Genomic DNA, 20,054 nt, shown 5'->3' with positions numbered 1-20,054 from the left:
GAACAGGAGGGAAGATTGAAGACGGCAAATTTCAACTTTCTTCCGAAAAGCGAGCAGTATGCTCTGAACGTTGCTGAGGGTCTCTGCCGTATCTTTAGGGCTCATGAGTGACTATTTATCTTCCTCAGCCGAGTCGCTGGAGGACCGAATTCGCCGCCGGCTTACGCGCCAGCACTTTATGCACCTCATTGGTGCCGATCTTACCCTTATTGAGCCCGGCCGGGTAGAGGCCGAACTCATGCTGGAACAACAGCACCAGCAACACAGCGGTTTTGCACACGGTGGCCTAGTAGCCACCATGGCCGACCTGGCAGCGGGCTTTGCGGCCGTTACGCTCGTGCCCGAGGGGCAAGGAGTTGTTACGGTTGAGCTGAAAACCAGTTACCTGCATCCGGGCGTAGGTAAAAAGCTACGGGCCGTGGGCTGGGTGCTAAAAGCGGGTCGTCGGCTACATTTCTGTGAGGCAGAAGTATGGTGTGATGAGCTACTTATTGCTAAAGCCACGGCTACCATGGCCGTGATGGACCCATCGGCAAAACAAGTTGAACAGTAGAAGTGGCGGCTTGCTAAAACTCTCCTTATAGCCCGCAGATTCTTCTATCTTGTCGTCTGGCAGTAGCAGCCTCTTTGTTGCTACGGCCGATAATGCTACTCATGAAATGGATTTTTGCTGCCCTTTGCCTGTTGCTTACCGGACCCGTACTGGGCCAACACGCATATTGGACGGCGCCTTATGATTCGCTGAAGCAGGTGGCGCAGCGGCAATCCGCGGATACGGCTCGGCTGCGTACACTAGTGCACCTGCTCGATATCACGGATCTAACCGAACTTCCGCGCCGGCAGGAGGCCCTTCCGCTGCTAGATGAACTGCTGAAGCTGAACCAGCGGGCACAGCTATTCGCTGACGCTCCGTATCGGGAGCTGCGCAAAGGGGTGGCATTATGGCTGGAGGGTAAAGACCTAGGCCAGGCAATGGAGGCAATGCACCGGGCCGTAACCTTGTTTGATCAGGCCCAGCACCCGATACCACACCTACTAATTGATCTGGCCCCGCTGTATAACCAGTTGCAGCAATCAGACGAGCGTTTGGCTTATTTCCAGCAGAAGCTGAATTACTACCAACTCCACGGCAACAGGGAAAATCTGGCGGCCTGCTATCTGGTGCTAGGCGGGTCTTATCGGCACCGCGGCGACCATGACCGCGCCATCAGCTGCTATCTGCGGGCCGCCGACTTATTTGCGAAGTTTGATCGGAAGTTTCAGGTTAATGAGCTAATCGTTGCCGGCTCGGCCTACGCTGACTGGGGCAACAACCAGAAAGCTATGGCCTATATGCAGCAAGCCGTAGAGATGGAAAAGCGTTACGGAACGCAGGGGTTGCAGCGCTTCTATACTCTATTGGCCATTAGCCGGTTATCAGCCGCTATCGGTGAATTGCCCAAAGCACTGCAGTATGCTAACCAAGCCCTATACTTTGCGGAGCACACGACGGAAACGAAAGCAGAGTACACGGCTTACGCTCTGGTACAGAAGAGCAACGTGTTGCTGCAACAGAAGCAGACGCAACCGGTACTACCGCTTCTCCAACGGGCGCAACGCCTCTCCGACTCCCTGCAGATGCCCATTACGGGGCGACCCGGTGAGTTCCCCCTCGACGAAGCGTGGGCCCAGTACCACAGCCTTCGCCATGAGCATGCTAAGGCAGAAACCAGATGGCAGGAGGCCTACCGCAAGGCTACCGTTGTGAAGTACACCATGCTGCGGCCTAAGTATTTGCAGCAACTCATTCGGTTTTACGATGAGCAGGGGCAGCCAGCAAAGGCCCTGTCGTATACCCGGACTTACATCAACCTAACGGATACCCTGAACGCTTCGCAGGGGGCGCACCATTTGGCCCAGTATGAGGCTGAGCGGCAGGAGCAGGCGCGCCTTGCACAGATTGCCGACCTGCGGCAAGCCCAGGCTATACAGGCTGTACGCATTCAGCAGCGCAACACGCTACTGATAGTAGCGGGAGTTGCTATTGTGCTGACGGCGGGCCTTGGGGTACTGGCCTACCGGCAGTTGCAGATTAAGCGGCGCACGCTGGCCCAACTGCGCCAGGCGCAGAACCAATTGGTGCAATCAGAGAAGTGGGCTTTTGTAGGTGAGCTGTCGGCTGGAATTGCCCATGAGCTGCAGAATCCTCTGAATTTCATGAAGAAGTTTGCGGAGGTCAGCACCAACATGGTAGATGGCATGCACCAAACTGGCCAGGCTCCTGGGGCGGGGCTAGAACAGGAAATTCTGCTGGGCCTGAAGCAAAACCTTCAGGAAATCAGTCAGCATGGCATGCGGGCCTCATCCATCATTCGGGGTATGCTAGACCACTCCCGGGCGGGCACTGGCCAGCGCGTAGCCACCGACCTCAACGAACTAGCAACCGAGAATCTGCACCTGGCCTACGAAAGCCAACAGGCCCAGCAACCAGAGTTCAAGGCGACGCTCTCTATGGAATTGGCCCCCGACTTACCCCTCGTGAGCGTAGTGCCGCAGGATCTGGGGCGAGTGCTCCTCAACCTCTGCACCAACGCCTTTTACGCCGTAGAGCAGCGCCGACAAACGGAAGCCGACGCCTATGAGCCCACCATCAGCGTGAGCACGCGCCAGCTGCCGGGCAGCGTAGAAATTCGGGTGCGCGACAACGGCTGCGGCATGTCGCCGGAAGTGCAACAGCAGGCGTTTAAGCCCTTCTTCACCACCAAGCCCATCGGGGAGGGCACTGGCCTAGGCCTCTCCCTGAGCCACGACATTGTGAAAGCTCACGGTGGCACGCTCGTGGTTGAGTCAAGGGAAGGACAATACACCGAGTTTGTGCTACGCCTGCCAGCATAAGCCCATAGCAAAATACCACAGGCAAAAGGCATGACCTAAAATCTGGCGGCGGGAGGGAGCGGAAAGGGGCGTAGCTTTGTTGCCTCTGAATACGCCATTATGCTTTCCGTCAGAACTCCCTCCGTCCGCGACTATTTCCCCTACGAACCCACTCAGGACCAGGCCCTGCTGTTTCAGCAGCTAGATCTGTTTTTAAAAGATCAGCTGCCCGGCCGTAAAGCCTTCGTGCTGCGCGGGTATGCCGGTACGGGTAAGACTACCGTAGTCAGTGCCCTAGTGCAGTGGCTGCATCAGATGGGCCGCAAGTACACCCTGATGGCGCCCACCGGCCGTGCCGCCAAGGTGATGAGCACCTACTCGGGGGTAGCGGCCAGCACCATTCACAAGAAAATCTACCGCCAAACCAGCGGTACGCCCAGCCAGGGCCTCACGTTCCAGCGCCAGCCCAACCGCACCCAAGACACACTCTTTATCGTGGATGAGGCCTCCATGATTTCCGATGAGAAGGCCTTTGGGCAGAACGGTCTGCTCGACGACGTGATAAACTACGTATTCGAGAAGCCTACCAACCGCCTGCTGCTCATCGGCGACACGGCCCAGCTGCCGCCCGTAGGTCAGCTGCTTTCCCCCGCCCTCGACCCCGCCTTGCTGCAGCAGCGCTTCCGGGCCGATGTGCTGTCGGTGGAATTGCGCCAGGTGATGCGCCAGGCTGAGCAGTCGGGGATTCTGATGAACGCCACGGTGCTACGCGAAGAGCTGCGCGAGGAGCAACCCCACATTCAGTTCTACACCAAAGGCTACCCCGATATCTTCGCTATGCAGGGCGACAAGCTGGAGGATGGCCTACGGTGGGCCTACAAGAACTTCGGGCACGAGAACAGCACCATCATCTGCCGCTCCAACAAAAACGCCAACCAGTACAACCAGTACATCCGGCGCATGCTGTTTGAGGCCGAGGATGAAATCGAGTCGGGCGACTACCTGATGGTGGTACGCAACAACTACTACTGGCTCCCCAAAGACTCCGAAATTGGCTTCCTGGCCAACGGTGACTTTGTGCAGGTGGTAAAGATCATCCGGCGCACCGAGGAGTTTGGCTTCCGCTTCGCCGATGCCCGCGTGCGCCTCGTGGATTACCCCGACGAGCCAGATATAGAGGTAAAGCTGCTGCTGGATACCCTGCACACCGATAGCCCGGCGCTATCCAGTGACCAGAACAAGGCCCTCTATGACGCGGTAAACGAGGATTATGCCCACCTCACTACCAAGAAAGACCGGACGGCTGCTCTGCGTAAAGACCCCTTCCTGAACGCTCTCCAGGTGAAGTTTGCCTATGCACTTACCTGCCACAAGGCTCAGGGCGGGCAATGGCAGGCCGTGTTCGTGGATCATGGTTTCCTGAAGGAAGACATGGTGAACAGCGAGTTTGCCCGCTGGCTTTACACGGCCGTAACACGTTCTTCAGAGAAGCTATTTCTGCTCAACTTCAACCCCAAACTCATCGGCGACGAGCCTAATGAGTAACTGAAAACGGGTTTTTGCGTTAGGGGCTTTGCCTCACGGAACGCAACGTTGGGCGCTAGCCGTTAGGCTTCATAAGAACTTCACCGGGTGGGTAGAAATATGGCACTCATCTTGCCCCAGCTATTGAAAATCGTATTTTTGTTTACTCCAACGCACTCAACTCCTCCGACTATGAAAAAAGTACTTTTGCTGGCCTTGTCGCTGACCACGATGGGCTTCGCCGCGCAGGCACAAACGGCTGCCGTGAAGCCAGCCAATGCCCAGACCAAAGTAGCTGGTCCGCAAATCCAGTTTGAGGAAATGAAGTTCGACTTCGGCTCCATCAAGCAGGGTGACGTAGTTGACCACACTTTCAAGTTCAAGAACGTAGGCACCCAGCCGCTGGTTATTTCCAACATTGGCGTGAGCTGCGGCTGCACCACCCCCGACTGGACCAAGGAGCCCGTAATGCCCGGTAAGACTGGTACCATCTCGGCTAAGTTCAACAGCGCCGGTAAAATGGGCATGCAGAACAAAGTCCTGACCATTGAGTCGAACTCCGTGGGCGGAAACGCCATGGTTTCTCTGGTGGGCGACGTGAAAGATTCAGCTTCGGCTGATGCTTCTACGGTAACTCCCGCTGCTGTATCGCCTTCGGAAATGGACGCGAAGGACGGCAAGCAGAAAGCCAAAGTGAGCGACAACAAAATCAAAATGAAGAAGAAGTCTTCGTAAGAAGCACTCCTCTTCACGCCTTAATGAGGTGGCCTGCCAACTGTGGTAGGCCACCTTTTTTGTTTGCAAGCAATACTAGGAAACGCGTGCTAAAGGCGGTCCGGTTGAGTTCATTGAGGCGTCTCGCTAGGCATTGGAGTAGGAGGCAAACTGGCCTAGAGCACCATTCTGGCACGTCATCCTGAGCAGTCCGCAGGTTAAGCGGCGATGAATAATCTTCTAACGTCAGCCGAAGCGCTAGGCCTGTCGTTTTATCGTCAGAAGATCCATTTCTTTATCAGGAGGACATACGCGGGCAGTAAGTATCAGCACACGAGATACCCCGAACGGCTCAACAGGATGGTCCTACATATTCAAGTGGCGCGCTAGCCTCGTTTTGTGTTGAGGAAACTGCAGTTTGTGTAGTCTTGGGTTGCTCAAGGAGGCGGACCTTTGAGAAGCAGGCTTTTGCTCCGTCAGCGAAAGGCTTTTTCTAACGCTTCCTCTATGAACCTTACTTCCTTTCGAACCCTAGGCCACTCGGGTCTTGTGGTCAGCCCCTTGGCGCTCGGCACCATGACTTTTGGCACCCCGCGTTGGGGGGCAGCCGATGACGTTTCCCAACAGATCTTTAATGCCTACGTGGAGGCCGGTGGCAATTTCCTGGATACTGCTGATGTGTACGCTGGCGGGCGTAGTGAAGAGCTGGTAGGCAGGTATATGAAGGAGCGGCACCTGCGCGACCAAGTGGTGCTGGCCACTAAGTTTGGCTTCAACGCTCAGCCTGGCAACCCCAACGCCGGCGGCAACGGCCGCAAGAACATTTATCGGGCTCTGGAAGGCTCCCTGCGTCGCCTCCAAACCGACTATGTAGATGTGTATTGGCTGCACGTGTGGGACATGGTGACGCCAGTAGAGGAGGTGTTGCAAACACTAGGCGACCTAGTGCGTGCTGGCAAGATCCGCTACTTTGGCTTCTCTGATATGCCCGCTTGGTACACTGCCAAGGCCGCTACTCTGGCGGCTGCCCACGCGGTGCCCGGGCCTATTGCTATGCAGCTGGCCTACTCGCTGGTAGAGCGCAACATTGAGCATGAGCACGTGCCCGCCGCTCTGAACAGTGGCCTAGGCATTACGCCCTGGAGCCCCCTAGCGGCTGGCTTTCTGGCTGGTAAGTATACGCGCGCAGATACGGGAGCTACCGGTGAGGGGCGGCTCAGCGGACCCAACCCCTTCGGCGATACGCTCTTTACAGAGCGCAACTGGCGGGTGCTAGACGCGCTACGCCAAGTAGCGGAGCAGGCAGAGCGCCCCCTGGCGCAGGTGGCCCTGGCGTGGGTGTTGGCCCAGCCCGGCGTAACCTCGCCCATTATCGGAGCCAGCCGGGTACAACAGCTGCACGACAACTTGGCCGCGCTGGATGTGCGCCTGAGTGCTGAGCACTTGGGTAAGCTGCAAGAAGCCAGCGCCCTCGAGCCAACTTTCCCCTATAACATCTTCACTCCCGCCGTCAACCGCGGGATTTTTGGGGGGCACACGGTGCAAGGGGGCGGTAGGTAGTGGCCTAGAGCCCGGCGGCAGTCGGCGTTTTGTATTGCAGAAGCCGCAGTTTGTATAGCTCCGCCGTAGGGTAGCTGCCAGACCTTTGTAAGGTCAACTAGACGCAAAGTTCACTCTGAAAACATAGGTATGAGCACCATCAAAAAAGTAGCCTTGGGAAGCCAAGGGCTGGAAGTACCCGTTGAGGGGTTAGGCTGCATGGGCATGACGGGCGGCATAAACGGCATGAGCGTATATGGGCAGGCAGATGAAACCGAGAGCTTAGCTACCCTGCACCGGGCGCTAGAGCTGGGCGTAAACCTGCTAGACACCGCCGACCTGTACGGGCCCATGCTCAATGAGCGCCTGGTAGGTAAAGTCATTGCCGGCCGCCGCCAAGAGGTAATTCTGGCTACCAAGTTTGGCTTTGAAATAGACGACAATGAAGCTTGGGCCGGACCTGGACGCTACAACGGCCGCCCAGAATACGTGCGCAAGTCTATTGAACGCTCGTTGCGCAACCTCGGCACCGAGTACGTGGACCTGTATTACCTGCACCGCCTCGACCCAAATACGCCGATTGAAGAAACAATAGGAGCCATGAGCCGCTTAGTTGAAGAAGGCAAAGTGCGTTACCTAGGCCTGTCGGAAGTGTCGGCTGATATTCTGCAGCGTGGGCATGCCGTGCACCCCATCACGGCCCTGCAAACGGAGTACTCCCTCTTTGACCGTGGCGTGGAGGAGAACGGGGTGCTGCAAGCAGCGCGAAACCTGGGCATTGGCTTCGTGGGGTATTCACCACTGGGCCGAGGCTTTCTATCGAGCGAAATCAAAACGCCCGACGACTTTGAGCCCAATGACTCGCGCCGGTTCTTCCCGCGCTACCAGGGCGAAAATTTTTACAAGAACTTGGCCTTGGTTGAAAAGCTTCAAACGCTGGCCCACGACAAGGGCGTAACTACGGCGCAGTTAGCATTGGCCTGGGTACTAGCTCAGGGCGTGGTGGCCATTCCGGGCACCAAGCGCCGAAAATACCTGGAGGCTAATATCGCGGCAGCCGATATTCAGCTTACCAGCAGTGAGCTAACGGAGCTAGACGCCATCATGCCCGTGGGCAGCTCAGTAGGAGAGGCGTACCCAGAGGGCTTGTAACAACGGCTGCATTTACCGCGCAATAGCTTACTTAGCTGCATTGATTCCTGAATAATGGCAGACTCCGTAGGTTATTGCGCGGTAATAGTAACCGATACGCAGCTAGAACTGACGTTTCCGGTGGCAGTGCTCTACCCCACGCGCACGCCAGGGCAGCTAGTACCTGTTGGCCTGTACCAGCTAGATGTGGCGCCGGATGCCCCAATCATAGACAAGCCATATCCGCTGGTGCTCATCTCGCATGGTACCGGCAGTTCTGGGCTAGTGCATCGCAACTTGGCCCACTACTTGGCGCGGCATGGTTACGTGGTAGGCCTACTAGAGCACCCCCATAACAACCGCGACGATAACAGCTGGGCCAATACTCTGCAAAACCTCGTAGCCCGGCCTCGTCATCTGCAACTAGCTATCGACCAGCTAACTCATGACCCACGGTTTGCGCCGGCCCTCCAGCCTGGTAAGGTGGCACTTATTGGGCACTCCTTGGGCGCGTACACGGCCTTGGCCCTGCTGGGGGGGCAGCCCGTTGCTGGCCCCCATGGTACGCCAGATGGGCAACGCCATCCTATCCCAACTCCGCCTGCTGATGAGCGTGTGAAAGCCGTGGTACTGCTGGCCCCGGCCGTGCCATGGTTTGAGGCGGCGGGTAGCTTGCAGCAAGTGCACCTACCTATGTTGCTGCTCGTGGGTGAGCAGGATGAGCACACACCACCGGCTCACGCTCAGCTAGTGTTGCGGGGCGTGCCCGATGCAGAGCAAGTGACCTGGCGGGTAATACATAATGCCGGCCACTTTTCCTTTCTGAGCCCATTTCCACCGGCCCGGGTGAGCCCAGCGTTTCCCCCTTCACAAGATCCACCTGGCTTCGACCGGGGGCGCTTTCACGAGGAACTGTACCCGGAGGTGTTAGCCTTTCTGTCGCGTTTTCTCTCTAGTAACCCGAATTAGCCATATGAAACAACCCGCCAAAGAATTTCGCCTGCTGGAGTCCGTTTCAGAATTCACGCAACATTTCGGCTTCCCGAGTCCGGTGCATCCGTTGCTGGCGGTTGTTGATCTGGAGAAGACGCGCCATCTGATACCGCCCACCATGCCTGCCTTACGGCAGCTATATATTATCGCCCTCAAGAAAAACTTGAAAGGAGTTATTCACTATGGGCGCCAGGCTTACGATTTCAACGATGGGGTACTGGCTTTCTATGCGCCGGGGCAGATGTGTGAGGCAAATGACACCATTGACATCTCGGAGATAACGGGCTGGATGCTGATTTTTCACCCCGATTTGCTGCACAAGTACCCACTCGGCAAGAAGATGGCCACCTACGGGTTCTTCTCTTACCAAGTGCATGAGGCATTACACTTGGCCGCCCGCGAAGAAGATATGCTGGTTGGGCTCATCGAAAACATCCGCCGGGAGTGCGAGCAGCCCATTGATGCTTTTAGCCAGGACGTGCTGGTGTCGCAGCTGGAAGTGCTGCTCAGCTACGCCAACCGCTTCTATCACCGGCAGTTCTTGACGCGCCGCCCGGCGGAGCACGACCTGCTCACGCGCTTTGAGGAGCAGTTGAACGCTTACTTCGGGCAGGGAGAAGAGCACCCGCTGCCCACCGTGCAGTACTTCGCCGATGCGCTGCATGTGTCGCCCGCTTACCTCAGTGATATGCTGCGGGCCCTGACCGGCCAGAATACCCAGCAGCACATACATCAAGCCCTAATTAACAAAGCCAAGCAGCTGCTGCTGGGTACCTCGCTCACCATCAACGAAACGGCGTTTCAGCTGGGCTTCGAGTATCCGCAGTATTTTACCCGCCTGTTCAAGAGCAAAACGGGACTTACGCCGGCGGCTTTCCGCTTCTCAGCGCAGTAGAGTGGCCTAGAGTTGGCGAGCGGCCAGTAGCAGGGTAATCCAGCCGGCAATGAACAGGAGGCCGCCAATGGGGGTGATGGCGCCCAGCTTGGTGATGCCCGTGAGGCAGAGTACGTACAGCGAGCCGCTGAATACGATGATACCGCCCAGCCACAGCCACGCCGTGGTGCCCAGCCCGCGCAGCTCGGGGCGCACGTGGTACAAAATGCCAATGGCCAGCAATGCCAAGGCATGATAAAACTGGTAGCGCACGGCTGTTTCAAAGGTATCAAAGCGGCCGGAGGCTTCTAGAATATTGCGCAAGCCATGCGCACCAAATGCGCCAATGCCTACGCCTAGGGCACCCAGCAGGGCCGCCAGTTGAAGAATTACTTTCGCCGTCATGCGGTAAGGGTGTTATAAGTTGGAGTTGAGAGGGAGTGGCCTAGGCCATTTGTCAAGCCGCCGCGGCAGGGAGGAACCTGGGTCAAGCCATCATAGGATAACCCAGATTCCTCCTTGCGGTCGGCATGGCAGGTTACCGGGCGCCAAAAATAGCGCTGCCTACCCGAATGAGTGTGCTGCCCTCTTGCAGCGCCAGCCGGTAGTCAGAGCTCATGCCCATAGATACCTCCCGGAACGCGTCATCTTCAGCGAAGTACAAGGACTTTAGCTTATCGAAGTAGCCGCGCAGCTCTCGGAATTCGCGGCGCAACTGATGCTCGTCGGAAGTATTAGTGGCAATGCCCATCACGCCGGCTAGCCGAACGTGGCGCATGGCCCGGAACTCTGCTGACTGCAGGATCTCCTCGGCTTCCGCCAAGGACAGGCCGGTTTTAGTTTCCTCCTTGGCAATATGAAACTGCAGCAACCCCCTGATTTCACGCTGGTAGCGGGCGGCCTGCTTCTCTACTTCCTGCAGCAGCTTCAGGCTATCGAGGCTCTGAATGGTGTGCACAAAGGGCGCTATGTATTTCACCTTGTTGGTTTGCAGGTGGCCAATGAGGTGCCACTCTACATCGGCGGGTAGCTCTGGTTGCTTAGCGGCCATCTCCTGCACGCGGTTCTCGCCAAAAATGCGGCTACCGGCATCGTAGGCCTCCTGCAGCAGTTCTACGGGGTGCGTTTTCGTGACAGCTACCAGCTTGGCGGAAGTACCCGTAAGCTCCTGCTGAATCCGGTGAATATTATCGGCTATGGACATCCCAAGATGTGTTGATGTTTTAGTGTGTGGATAATTTAGTTGGAGTTAATTATATCTAATTAGAGACTATTCTTAAATTAATAAAGGGTGCAATCGATAGATAAAATATGATAAAAATTATTAATAAAGATAAAAATGATTTTCTTCTTTTTGTTGCTGCTGAATCAAGTGACCATCTCAATTCTAGTTTCTCTATTCTTGATTCCGAATAGTAGAAGAAATTGGCTGTATATAAAATCATTGTTAAGCAACCCCAATATATTTTCACCAATCCGACCGGACTTGAGCCAAGTGATATATATTGAATATTTAGAAGAGAAAATAAGCGTTGAGTAATTGCAACAAATAAGAAGGTTTCAATTAATGTTATAAATGTCAAAGGATATATTCGGGGTGAAGCTAAAAATGTCCTTGTCATTCTATAAAATAAATAATTAAAAATGATCATTGTTAACAGATTTGACTAAATATCAAAACGTTTGCTTAATCCTCCAACGCGTTGGTAAGGAAGGTGTTTTTGAGGCCTAGCCAGAGCAGCCAGAGCCCCAGAGACCAGAACAGGTAAATCCGGTAATAGTCTTTGGTGTTGCGGTAACGGGTCTGCTTGATTTCTGATTTCTCGTACCGATTGATGCGCCGAAACACTTGTGAAAGGCCGGCATTGTCGGTGGCCCGGAAGAACTGCCCTTCTCCAGCCTGCGCAATTTGGCGCATGGTGGTTTCGTCGAGGCGGGTTTCTACGTAGCGGGGGCGGCCATTTTCGTCTTTGCCGTAGGGCACTATGCCATCCTGGCCTAGGCCTATGGTATAGATTTTCAGTCCGTAGGCGTGAGCCAGTTGGGCAGCCGTCAGCGGGTCGAGGCTACCAGCTGTATTCTCCCCATCTGATATCAGGATGCACACTTTGGAGCGCGAGCGAGAACTGCGCAGTCGGTTGGTAGCTACGCCCAGCGCCGTCCCGATGGCGGTGCCATCATTGGCAATCATCCCCAGCCGGATATCCCGTAGGTTGTCGCGCAGCAGTTCGTAGTCGGTAGTGAGGGGCGCTAGAGAGTAAGCATCACCGGCAAACACCACCAGACCAATTCGGTCACCCTGGCGGCCCGCAATAAAGTCGCGGGCTACGCGCTTGGCGGCCTCCAGGCGGTTAGGCTGCAGGTCCTGTAGCTCCATAGAGGCCGAAACGTCCAGCAACAGCAAAATATCGATGCCCTCGCCATTCTGCACCACGCGCTCATCGGTGCGCTGAGGGCGGGCTAAGGCTACAATGGCAAACCCAAGGCTGAGGGCCAGCACCACATCGGGCAAGAAACGCAGCAGCGTGCTCCAGTCGCGCGGGATTTGCCCCCGCACAAACGCCACGCCTAACCGCGAACGGCGGCGGTGGGCTAGCACCCAGCGCGCCACAAACAGCAACGGCACAAACGGTAGCAGTAGCAGCAAGCGCGGCTCAGCCCAGGTGTAGCTGGCGAGCGTGGCGTAGCGCACACTATCCAGAATGGGGGCGAACAGCTGCTGCCAAAGTTGTTGCATGAGGGAAGCGGGAGAGGCGGAAGGCGCAAAAGTAGTCTGAATCAGCTGGAATCACGGCTGAAGGCGTGCACTGAATACAGACAAGAGCAAGGCGTATTAAAGCTGAGAAATGGCGGTTACGGCTGCACCATCTTCGTCACTACGCGTTCATACTGCCGGTCGGCAAAGTCGCGGAGCAGTACAAAGGCCAAATCGGTTTCCGTATCATCCTCTGAAAACTGGTTGCCATAAATTACTCGGTCGGCGAGGCTTAGGGCTAGGCGCACGTCGGAATCGTTTTGGTAATGCGCCACAATTTCGCGGGTGGTGAGGCTGTTGATGGCGTTGTTTTCGAGGTTGGAGAGGTAGTTCTTCCACAGCGTGATAGCGCGCTCCATGTTGGTAAGCGAGCGGGAAAGCGTGAAACGCTCCACATGGCGCGCATATTGGGCCAGGAAGTACGCGTGGTTTTTGCGCAGGCGGTAGCGGCGGTAGCGCAGGCGCAGCTTGCGCCGAAACCCTAGCACCACGCCGCCGGCCACCGCCAGTAGCAAAGCCGCCCCCGCAAGCCAGTAGGGATAATTGAACTGTGGCTCTACGGGCTGCAGGCTGAGGTTTTGGCGCAGATTAGGCACCTGCCCCGGCACCACGGGCGGGGCAGTGCGCACCAGACGTAGCTGCGCGGGCACCGAGGAAATAGCCAGGGTATCGGGGCCGCGAAGCACTGTAACAGGCAAGCTCAGGCGCTGCACTGAGTCGAGGGAGAAGGTGCGCAGCCGGTACACGGTTCGGTCGAGGCTGCGGCCTTTGCGCGTGCGGGTGGGAGAGTAGCGCTTGCCCACGAACTCAAACGGCTCATAGTTTGCCGCCGAGTCAGGAAAGATGACCTCTAGGCCAGGGGCATGCTCATAGCGCAGCTCGTACTCCACTAGCTCACCTACCCGGGCCTCGGGCCGCAGAAAGCGGCCTTGGGGTAGGGTATCGGGTGGCGCTTGAGCCATTGCCGTTAAGCAAGGCAACAAGTACAGGCCTAGCCAAGCCGCCCAGCGTGCTAACCGCCTAGCTTGCGCCTTACCCACGGCTGCCCCGTTGGTTGCGCCGCCGAAACAGCCGAACCAGCTGCGGTATGAAATCAGTATCGGTAGCAATGGAAAGGTATTCAGTACGGTGCCGTCGGCAGATCTGGCCAATCTGCTCGCGGTTGAGCTCGTAGGTGGCCCGGTAACGCGCCCGGAAAGCTTCGGAGGAAGTATTGACCCACACTGTGCGGCCCGACTCCTGATCGTGGAGCGGGATGATGCCCAGGGGCGGAAACTCCCGCTCCCGCTGATCCAAGAGCTGCAGCACTACCAGGTCGTGCTTGCGGGCCAGCATGGTCAGCTCCCGCTCGTAGTTGGTGTCAATGAAATCCGATATCAGCAGTACAATGGTGCGGCGCTTTAACAGGCCTAGCGCCTGCTTGATGCCGGCACCCACGGCTGTTTGGCGGCTCTGCGGCTCCAACGAAAACAGGCGCTTAATAAGAGCATAGGCGTGCCGAATACCTTTGCCCGGAGGTAAGTAAAACTCCTTCTGATCTGAAAAGGCCAGGATGCCCAGTTGCGCATCCTGCCGAGCGGCGGCCAGCGCCAGTACCCCGCAAATCTCACGGCCCACGTCAATCTTACGGCGGTTGGCAGCGCCCACTTGCTGCGAGCCGCTCACATCGAGCAACAAAAGCACCTGCTGTTCGCGTTCTTCCTTGTAGGTCTTCACGAAGGTGCCGTGGCCCTTGCTGGAAACGGCCCAGTCGATGGCCCGCACTTCGTCGCCGTACTGGTAAAGCCGTACGTCGTCGAACTCTAGGCCAGTGCCTTTAAACACCGAATGGAAGTCTCCCTGCAACTGCGCGTCCACCGCCTTCAAAATGCGGATTTCCATCTGGCGAAGCCGGCGGACGAGGTATTGGAAGGGAGAAGGAGTGGCAGGATTCATTTGGGCTAAAACTACGCGTTCCTCCTAACTTTGCGACTGTGAAAAATACTTTCCTTTGTCTGCTACTGGTTCTGTGTTCCTTTCTTACGGCGTGCCAGAAGCCCGAAGATGTGGCGCCCCCAAGCAAGCTGCTTCCCCAGGAGAAGATGGTTAGCCTACTGGTTAACATCCATATTCTGGAGGCGCAGGTAGATGCCTCGGCTCTACCTTCCGACTCGGCCCGGGCCCTGTTTCTGCAGCAGAAAAAGGACCTGTTTAAGCGCTTCGACGTAACGGACTCTACCTTTCAGCAGAGTTACCGCTACTACGCCGTGCACGACAAAGACCTCGACGATATCTATAAAACTGTGATTGATAGCCTGGGCAAGCGCGAAGAGAAGTTTGGCGTGAAGCCCGAACTCCCGTAGGCCACTTATATCAGGCGGCTGCCGTTGGGCACGGGTACCGGAAATGACGTCAGCACAATGTGGCCCTCCGCATCAGCTACGCCCGTTACCAGCACCTCCGACATAAAATTGGCAATCTGCCGGGGCGGAAAGTTGACCACGCACAGCACCTGCCGCCCCACTAGCTCGGCTAGCTGGTAATGGTGGGTGATTTGCGCGCTAGACTTTTTCTGGCCGAGTTCGGGGCCAAAGTCAATTACTAACTGATACGCCGGCTTGCGGGCGGCCGGAAATTCTCGGGCTTCGAGAATGGTGCCCACGCGCAAGTCTACGCGTTCAAAGTCAGCCCAGGTGATCATGTGGTGAAGGGTGAAATAGTGAGTCGTGAAGGTGCGAAGTAAAGCACGAAAACGCATGGCACCCTGAGCAGAGCGAAGGATCTACTCACGTAAGCACGAGATGCTAGGCCAGTCGTTCCTGACAAGATACTTCCTTCGTCAGAATGGCGTGCTAGAGTATACAAGCCTGTTCTACCACTCGAACCATTCGCAACTTCCCCACTTCGCCTATTTCAGTGCGAAGGCTTCATACTGCTGAAGCTTCTGTTGCACTTGCTCTTCCCAGGCTTTCTGGCGCGGTTCGTTTAGGCCGTGGTTGGTGTCGGCATCGTACTTGGCTTCTTCGCGCTGCCACTCCAGAAAGGCCAACTTGGTGATGTTGTTGAAGGCCGGCTGCAGGTGCAGGCAGTCCAGCTTCACAAGGCTCAGCTTCTGGCGTAGCTTGCGGGTGTGTAGCTCCGTAAGATCAAAGTGCAGCTGCTCATGGCGCAGCAGGTTAGGGCTTGCCGTGGCCGGGTTGCGTACCCACGACTCCGCAGGGACGAAGATAGCCCGCACTTGCGCCGAGAACTGATAATCGACGCAGCCGACTTTGGCATCGATAGTAGAAGAGGTGAGGGCCGCCAGCCGGTCAGTGTTCGGGCGGGCTTTGAAGTCTTCCCAGGTTAGGCGGCGGTCGGCGCGCCATTCAATGGTAGCAGGAGCCGCCGCAGTGGCGGGGGCGGGCGGGCCCTGGAACCAGTGGCCTAGAGCACTTAGCAGGTACAGGGGAAGCGAAAAGGTCGACAGCATCGGCGACAAATAGAAGTCAGGAAAGCGAATAAGCAAAGCAACTTGCTGCGGGCCAGTAGTAGCCTGGTATCCTCAGCTTCCGTAAGAGAAGCATAAGGTAAACAGGACTTTTCTGGCTTAGTAGCAAATGTAGAAGGCTAACGCACGCTGGATACTACTTCGTTCAGATGTGCCGTGGCCAGCGTGCGGCTGCGGTGGTGGAAGCGCAAGAGCAACAACCCGGCCACCAGCGTCAGGCCCGTGAGCAGGCCTAGCCATACGCCCGTAGCACCCAGCCCTAGCGGGAACCCCAGCACGTAGCCAAGCGGCAGCGCGGCGGCCCAGTAGGCCAGTAGTGCCACCACCGAGGGCACCTTTACATCCTCTAAGCCCCGCAAGGCGCCTAACCCCACCACTTGTAGGCCATCAGAAATCTGGAAGGCTGCCGCAATAAGTAGCAGCCCGGCCGCCTGGGCTATTACGGCGGGGTCATTATTGTAATACTGCGGGATATACTGCCGGCCCACTATCAGCAGCAGGCCCATTAGGCTCATGAAGAGAAACGTGATAAGGTAAGCCGCGTAGCCAGCGTGCCGGGCACCCTTGGCATTGCCGCTGCCCCGCAGATTGCCTACCCGAATAGTTGCCGCCGCCGCAATACCGCTGGCTGCCATGTAAGTTACTGAAGCCACATTAATGGCAATTTGGTGGGCCGCTAGTTCAGTAGCCCCCAACCACCCAATCATGATGGCGGAGAAGCTAAAGGCGCCCATTTCAAACATCATCTGCACGCCAATGGGTGAGCCGAAACCGATAAGGCGACGCAAACTGGTAGCATCGGGGAGCAGGTTGAGGGCCGCCGCTTCGCGGTAGGGCTGCAAGCGAGCCGCCAGCAGTACGTAGGCGGCCATTAGCGCGGCCATCAGCGTGCGGGCAATCAGCGTGGCCCAGGCCGCACCCATCATGCCGAGGTTAGGGAAGCCAAATTTCCCGAATACCAGGGCGTAGCAGAGGAACGCATTGAGAAGGTTGGCCTGCACGGAGAGGAGCATGGCTTGGCGGGTGAGGCCCAGGCCCTCAGCGAACTGCTTGAAGCCCTGGAAAACCATGAGAGGCAGCAAGGACAGGAAAATCACGCGAATCCAGGGGGCGGCGAGGGCGGCTACGTCGGGCTCTTGGTGCAGGAGCGGCAGAAGGGGCGGCAGCAACAGGCCTAGGCCACCCAGCAGCGCGCCTGCCGCCGTACAGAGCCACACCCCATTTACCAGCAAGCGCCCCAGCGTAGCCATGTCGCGGCGACCATCGGCGGCGGCCACCAGCGGCGTGATACCCATGGCCAGGCCCATTCCAAATACCATCACCACGGTGCACACGCTCACGCTCAACGATACCGCCGCCAGCTCTACTTTGCCGGTCTGGCCCACCACCATACTGTCGCATACGTTAACCAGCACGTGGCCCAGCTGGCTGAGCATCACGGGATAAGCTAACGTAAGAGTGGGGCGAAGATGGGGGCGAAGGGTAGGTAGGAGCATGGCAAGTTCAACAAAAGTGCCGCAAAGGTACCACTCCTATACCGCGCAACTGGCGCCCGATTGAAAATGTAACGGGTAAATAACTGGCCTAGCGTAGCCTGAATCAAATGGCGTTCGGTGGACTACCAACCCATCTTGCCCGCCTACCACACTAGCACGTCAGCGTGAGTACAGCGAGGGGGATATCAGGCCAGCTGGACAGACTTAGTCCCTTGTGCTGCCGTGACAAGACTCTTCGTGCGCAAGAATAACCCGTGCCTAGTGGAGTTTATGAATTGACCTTGAAGCAGCGGCAGCAAACCCCCATACTCCCTGCTAGGCCACTGCTGCCTGACGCTTCTGCAGTACCTGAGCTATTCGGGCCATTGCTTCACGTAGGGCATTCTCCGGAACGGCGTAGGAGAGGCGCACGAAGCCGGGAGCCCCGCAGCTGCTACCATCTACCACCTGTACTCCGGCCTCCTGGAAACTTGTCACTAGCTCAGCCGCTGCCTCAGCAGCTGGTAAGTTGGAGTTGAGATAAGCCCGGAAATCAGGGAAGGCATAGTAGGTGCCTTCGGGCCGTACGGGTGGCACCTGCGGCAGATGGGCCAGTTCGGCTAGCAAAAGCTCACGAGTGGGCTGCAGTTGAGTGAGCAACTTATTGGCAATAGCGGCAGCACCTTGCGTTGCGGCCAAGGCAGCGTGCTGGTTGGGAGCCGGTACGGCCACGCTGGTGGCAAACTGCCAGGCGGCGCAGGCACCCGCTACCGCTGGCGGAGCTACCAGATACCCCACGCCCCAGCCAATCAGGGCCAGCGACTTTGAGAACCCATTGACTACCACATGCCGCTGGTGCGGGTCTTCAAAGTCCAGCAGAGAAGGCACGGGCTTGGCCCCAAACGTGATGAGGTGGTAGATTTCATCCGACACCACATAGAGCTCAGGAAAACGGCGCGTAACTTCCAGTAGCGCCTCCATCTCCCGACGGCTGTATACCCGGCCCGTGGGGTTGTTGGGGTTAGAGAGGAGCAGGATGCGGGTGTTAGGAGTGATGGCTGCCGCCAGGGTAGTTGGTGTCAGGGCGTAGTCATCGGCGGGGGAGAGAGGCAAATGGCGTACTTGTCCGCCAGCGCGCTCAATCAGTCCCTCAAAGCCAAACCAGTTGGGTAGCGGCAAGAGTACTTCCTCATCAGGGCGCAGAAGCGTTTTAAACAACGCAAATAGCGCTGACTTTGCCCCCGGTGTGACTACCACCTGGTTAGCTGCTACCGGGCGAGTGTAGCGTTGGGCCAACGCTTCCCGCAGAGCCGGTAAGCCCGCTGCCTCGCTCACGGGAAGCGGGCCTGCGCCAATGATGCGTACGGCTGCTTCGCTAGCGGCGGCAGGTACCGTAAAATTTCCGTAGCCGGAAGCCAGACTAATCATTTCCAGCATAAGACTGAGGTAAAAAAGTCAGAAGAAGTACAGCAGATGCGCAAGGTAGCACTAGCCCTGTTAGCAGCGCGACGTGTTTTCTGGTAGTAATTGCTAAGACACTATAAGGCTTCTGTATATCAGATGGTACTTCACTAACCAAGCAAACAGCCCCAACTTCCCGCTGAACATGGCGTGAGTAGTTAGGGCTGGAGAGTGGCCTAGCGGCCATTTCAAAGCAGTGTTAGCCTGGCTGTTAAGCTCGGGGCATTAGAATAACGTCTGAGAAAAAGTCTTGAGCGTCGGTAAAGAATCCCTGCATGGTAAAGCCCGCATCAGCGGCTAGCGCGTCAATTAAGGAGCGGGTAAATTTGTAGGAGTTTTCTGTGTGAATCATTTCCCAGGCCGCAAACTCCACCGTTTCGGAGATGGCGGCCAGGTGTACCGTTTGCGCTTTGGTGCTGACCAGGAAGGAGCGCACTGCCCCGGTCAGAGGGTCGTAATCGGTGTAGTGCTGCCAGCTGGCGAGGTCGAAGTCGGCCGCCAGCTCCCGGTTGAGGCGGCGCAGCAGGTTCAGATTGAACTCTGCCGTTATGCCTTGGGTATCGTCGTAGGCGGCCCGAATCCGGCGCGGATCTTTTTGCAAATCGAACCCAATCAGCAAACGGTCATCCGAAGTAAGGGGCTGCCGCAGCCGCCGCAGAAACGCCTGCCGCTCGTTGGGGAGGAAGTTGCCGATGTTAGAGCCCAGAAATAGCACCGCTTTGCGGCCTGGGCGAGAAGCCATCAGCGTCAGTGCATCGGCGTAATCGGCCACTACAGGCTCCACCGCTAGGCCAGGTAGCTCAGCCTGCAGCGTAGCCGACAAGCCATCCAGCGCGGCTGTGGAAATATCCACTGGCACGTAGGTGAAGTGCGCACCCGTATCCAATAGATGGCGCAGCAAAATCTTGGTTTTCAGTCCGTCGCCGGCCCCCAACTCCAGCAGGTAGAATGGCTCGCCCGTGGCGGGGCGCAGGGCGTCGCAAATAGCCGCTGCGTGTTCCAGCAGGAGGCCGTACTCGGTACGGGTAGGGTAGTACTCTGGCAGCGCCATAATCTCCTGAAACAGCCGGCTGCCCTCGTCGTCGTAGAAGTACATCGACGAGAGGGTTTTAAACGTTTTGCGTAAACCTTCCCGCACATGCTCGGCCAGCGTGGGCGATGGTGTAGGGGGCGCGGTAGTAGCGGTAGTGGGCGACTTCACGAGGAGAGAGCTCATAGGAGACTGGCCTAAACAAGGCCATGAGGTGTTGGGAAAGAGGTGTGGGG

19 protein-coding genes are annotated in these 20,054 nt (G+C 57.1%); 9 read left to right on the top strand and 10 right to left on the bottom strand.

All coding sequences use genetic code 11. The features are described 5' to 3' along the window. Positions 1-103 precede the first annotated feature (103 nt). The 8 genes from EU557_RS16215 to EU557_RS16180 all read left to right on the top strand — a co-directional run bounded on the left by EU557_RS16215 (position 104) and on the right by EU557_RS16180 (position 9,649). Positions 104-553 carry a PaaI family thioesterase gene (locus EU557_RS16215; RefSeq protein WP_135531502.1) on the top strand — a complete coding sequence of 150 codons (450 nt, stop codon included), beginning with the start codon at positions 104-106 and terminating at the stop codon, positions 551-553. A gap of 101 nt (positions 554-654) precedes the next feature. Beyond that, positions 655-2,874, top strand: coding sequence for an ATP-binding protein (locus EU557_RS16210; RefSeq protein WP_167855239.1), 2,220 nt, complete (start codon positions 655-657; stop codon positions 2,872-2,874). 99 nt (positions 2,875-2,973) lie between these two features. Continuing rightward, entirely contained in the window at positions 2,974-4,398 is a 1,425-nt protein-coding gene (locus EU557_RS16205; protein ID WP_135531500.1) for an ATP-dependent DNA helicase, read from the top strand. Between the two features lie 171 nt (positions 4,399-4,569). Beyond that, complete coding sequence (locus EU557_RS16200; RefSeq protein ID WP_135531499.1) at positions 4,570-5,112, top strand: DUF1573 domain-containing protein; 543 nt, start codon at positions 4,570-4,572, stop codon at positions 5,110-5,112. 486 nt (positions 5,113-5,598) lie between these two features. After that, positions 5,599-6,651 (top strand): aldo/keto reductase, encoded by a 1,053-nt coding sequence (locus tag EU557_RS16195; RefSeq protein WP_135531498.1) that lies wholly within the window; start codon positions 5,599-5,601, stop codon positions 6,649-6,651. A gap of 129 nt (positions 6,652-6,780) precedes the next feature. After that, positions 6,781-7,782, top strand: a complete 1,002-nt coding sequence (locus tag EU557_RS16190) for an aldo/keto reductase (RefSeq protein ID WP_135531497.1) — start codon at positions 6,781-6,783, stop codon at positions 7,780-7,782. Positions 7,783-7,836: 54 nt separating this feature from the next. Next, on the top strand, positions 7,837-8,730 hold the full coding sequence (locus EU557_RS16185) for an alpha/beta hydrolase family protein (RefSeq protein ID WP_135531496.1): 894 nt from the start codon (positions 7,837-7,839) through the stop codon (positions 8,728-8,730). Positions 8,731-8,734: 4 nt separating this feature from the next. Continuing rightward, positions 8,735-9,649, top strand: a complete 915-nt coding sequence (locus EU557_RS16180; protein ID WP_135531495.1) for a helix-turn-helix domain-containing protein — start codon at positions 8,735-8,737, stop codon at positions 9,647-9,649. Positions 9,650-9,655: 6 nt separating this feature from the next. Here the strand turns inward: EU557_RS16180 and EU557_RS16175 are convergent, their stop codons facing one another. The 5 genes from EU557_RS16175 to EU557_RS16155 form a co-directional block, all read right to left on the bottom strand. Next, positions 9,656-10,033 (bottom strand): DUF423 domain-containing protein, encoded by a 378-nt coding sequence (locus tag EU557_RS16175; protein ID WP_135531494.1) that lies wholly within the window; start codon positions 10,031-10,033, stop codon positions 9,656-9,658. Between the two features lie 133 nt (positions 10,034-10,166). Continuing rightward, positions 10,167-10,832: a YggS family pyridoxal phosphate-dependent enzyme gene (locus EU557_RS16170; protein WP_135531493.1), complete on the bottom strand. Its 666-nt coding sequence runs from the start codon at positions 10,830-10,832 to the stop codon at positions 10,167-10,169. A gap of 483 nt (positions 10,833-11,315) precedes the next feature. Next, positions 11,316-12,365 (bottom strand): VWA domain-containing protein, encoded by a 1,050-nt coding sequence (locus EU557_RS16165; protein WP_135531492.1) that lies wholly within the window; start codon positions 12,363-12,365, stop codon positions 11,316-11,318. A 116-nt stretch (positions 12,366-12,481) separates the two neighbouring features. Next, positions 12,482-13,345, bottom strand: a complete 864-nt coding sequence (locus tag EU557_RS16160) for a hypothetical protein (RefSeq protein WP_135531491.1) — start codon at positions 13,343-13,345, stop codon at positions 12,482-12,484. A 70-nt stretch (positions 13,346-13,415) separates the two neighbouring features. After that, complete coding sequence (locus tag EU557_RS16155) at positions 13,416-14,318, bottom strand: DUF58 domain-containing protein (RefSeq protein ID WP_135531490.1); 903 nt, start codon at positions 14,316-14,318, stop codon at positions 13,416-13,418. A 38-nt stretch (positions 14,319-14,356) separates the two neighbouring features. Between EU557_RS16155 and EU557_RS16150 the strand changes: the two genes are divergently transcribed. After that, on the top strand, positions 14,357-14,725 hold the full coding sequence (locus EU557_RS16150) for a DUF4296 domain-containing protein (RefSeq protein WP_135531489.1): 369 nt from the start codon (positions 14,357-14,359) through the stop codon (positions 14,723-14,725). A gap of 5 nt (positions 14,726-14,730) precedes the next feature. On the opposite strand, the gene EU557_RS16145 is transcribed toward EU557_RS16150, so the two are convergent. The 5 genes from EU557_RS16145 to egtD form a co-directional block, all read right to left on the bottom strand. Continuing rightward, positions 14,731-15,063 (bottom strand): tRNA-binding protein, encoded by a 333-nt coding sequence (locus EU557_RS16145; RefSeq protein ID WP_135531488.1) that lies wholly within the window; start codon positions 15,061-15,063, stop codon positions 14,731-14,733. Between the two features lie 207 nt (positions 15,064-15,270). Beyond that, positions 15,271-15,834 carry a DUF922 domain-containing protein gene (locus EU557_RS16140; RefSeq protein WP_135531487.1) on the bottom strand — a complete coding sequence of 188 codons (564 nt, stop codon included), beginning with the start codon at positions 15,832-15,834 and terminating at the stop codon, positions 15,271-15,273. A 137-nt stretch (positions 15,835-15,971) separates the two neighbouring features. Further along, entirely contained in the window at positions 15,972-17,348 is a 1,377-nt protein-coding gene (locus EU557_RS16135) for an MATE family efflux transporter (RefSeq protein ID WP_135531486.1), read from the bottom strand. A 315-nt stretch (positions 17,349-17,663) separates the two neighbouring features. Further along, entirely contained in the window at positions 17,664-18,764 is a 1,101-nt protein-coding gene (locus EU557_RS16130) for a pyridoxal phosphate-dependent aminotransferase (protein WP_135531485.1), read from the bottom strand. 235 nt (positions 18,765-18,999) lie between these two features. Then, on the bottom strand, positions 19,000-20,004 hold the full coding sequence (egtD, locus tag EU557_RS16125; RefSeq protein WP_135531484.1) for an L-histidine N(alpha)-methyltransferase: 1,005 nt from the start codon (positions 20,002-20,004) through the stop codon (positions 19,000-19,002). Positions 20,005-20,054: the final 50 nt, after the last annotated feature.

It is taken from the genome of Hymenobacter wooponensis (assembly GCF_004745865.1).
Taxonomy (GTDB): domain Bacteria; phylum Bacteroidota; class Bacteroidia; order Cytophagales; family Hymenobacteraceae; genus Hymenobacter; species Hymenobacter wooponensis.
The sequence above is the reverse complement of the archived record's forward strand: the minus strand, read 5'-3'. Positions and strand labels throughout refer to the sequence as shown.

Coding starts and splice junctions, on each gene's coding strand:
- EU557_RS16190 (WP_135531497.1), top strand. CDS start 6,781: ATGAGCACCATCAAAAAAGTAGCCTTGGGAAGCCAAGGGCTGGAAGTA.
- EU557_RS16170 (WP_135531493.1), bottom strand. CDS start 10,832: ATGTCCATAGCCGATAATATTCACCGGATTCAGCAGGAGCTTACGGGT.
- EU557_RS16195 (WP_135531498.1), top strand. CDS start 5,599: ATGAACCTTACTTCCTTTCGAACCCTAGGCCACTCGGGTCTTGTGGTC.
- EU557_RS16135 (WP_135531486.1), bottom strand. CDS start 17,348: ATGCTCCTACCTACCCTTCGCCCCCATCTTCGCCCCACTCTTACGTTA.
- EU557_RS16200 (WP_135531499.1), top strand. CDS start 4,570: ATGAAAAAAGTACTTTTGCTGGCCTTGTCGCTGACCACGATGGGCTTC.
- EU557_RS16160 (WP_135531491.1), bottom strand. CDS start 13,345: ATGGCTCAAGCGCCACCCGATACCCTACCCCAAGGCCGCTTTCTGCGG.
- EU557_RS16205 (WP_135531500.1), top strand. CDS start 2,974: ATGCTTTCCGTCAGAACTCCCTCCGTCCGCGACTATTTCCCCTACGAA.
- EU557_RS16155 (WP_135531490.1), bottom strand. CDS start 14,318: ATGAATCCTGCCACTCCTTCTCCCTTCCAATACCTCGTCCGCCGGCTT.
- egtD (WP_135531484.1), bottom strand. CDS start 20,004: ATGAGCTCTCTCCTCGTGAAGTCGCCCACTACCGCTACTACCGCGCCC.
- EU557_RS16140 (WP_135531487.1), bottom strand. CDS start 15,834: ATGCTGTCGACCTTTTCGCTTCCCCTGTACCTGCTAAGTGCTCTAGGC.
- EU557_RS16210 (WP_167855239.1), top strand. CDS start 655: ATGAAATGGATTTTTGCTGCCCTTTGCCTGTTGCTTACCGGACCCGTA.
- EU557_RS16215 (WP_135531502.1), top strand. CDS start 104: ATGAGTGACTATTTATCTTCCTCAGCCGAGTCGCTGGAGGACCGAATT.
- EU557_RS16175 (WP_135531494.1), bottom strand. CDS start 10,033: ATGACGGCGAAAGTAATTCTTCAACTGGCGGCCCTGCTGGGTGCCCTA.
- EU557_RS16180 (WP_135531495.1), top strand. CDS start 8,735: ATGAAACAACCCGCCAAAGAATTTCGCCTGCTGGAGTCCGTTTCAGAA.
- EU557_RS16145 (WP_135531488.1), bottom strand. CDS start 15,063: ATGATCACCTGGGCTGACTTTGAACGCGTAGACTTGCGCGTGGGCACC.
- EU557_RS16185 (WP_135531496.1), top strand. CDS start 7,837: ATGGCAGACTCCGTAGGTTATTGCGCGGTAATAGTAACCGATACGCAG.
- EU557_RS16165 (WP_135531492.1), bottom strand. CDS start 12,365: ATGCAACAACTTTGGCAGCAGCTGTTCGCCCCCATTCTGGATAGTGTG.
- EU557_RS16130 (WP_135531485.1), bottom strand. CDS start 18,764: ATGCTGGAAATGATTAGTCTGGCTTCCGGCTACGGAAATTTTACGGTA.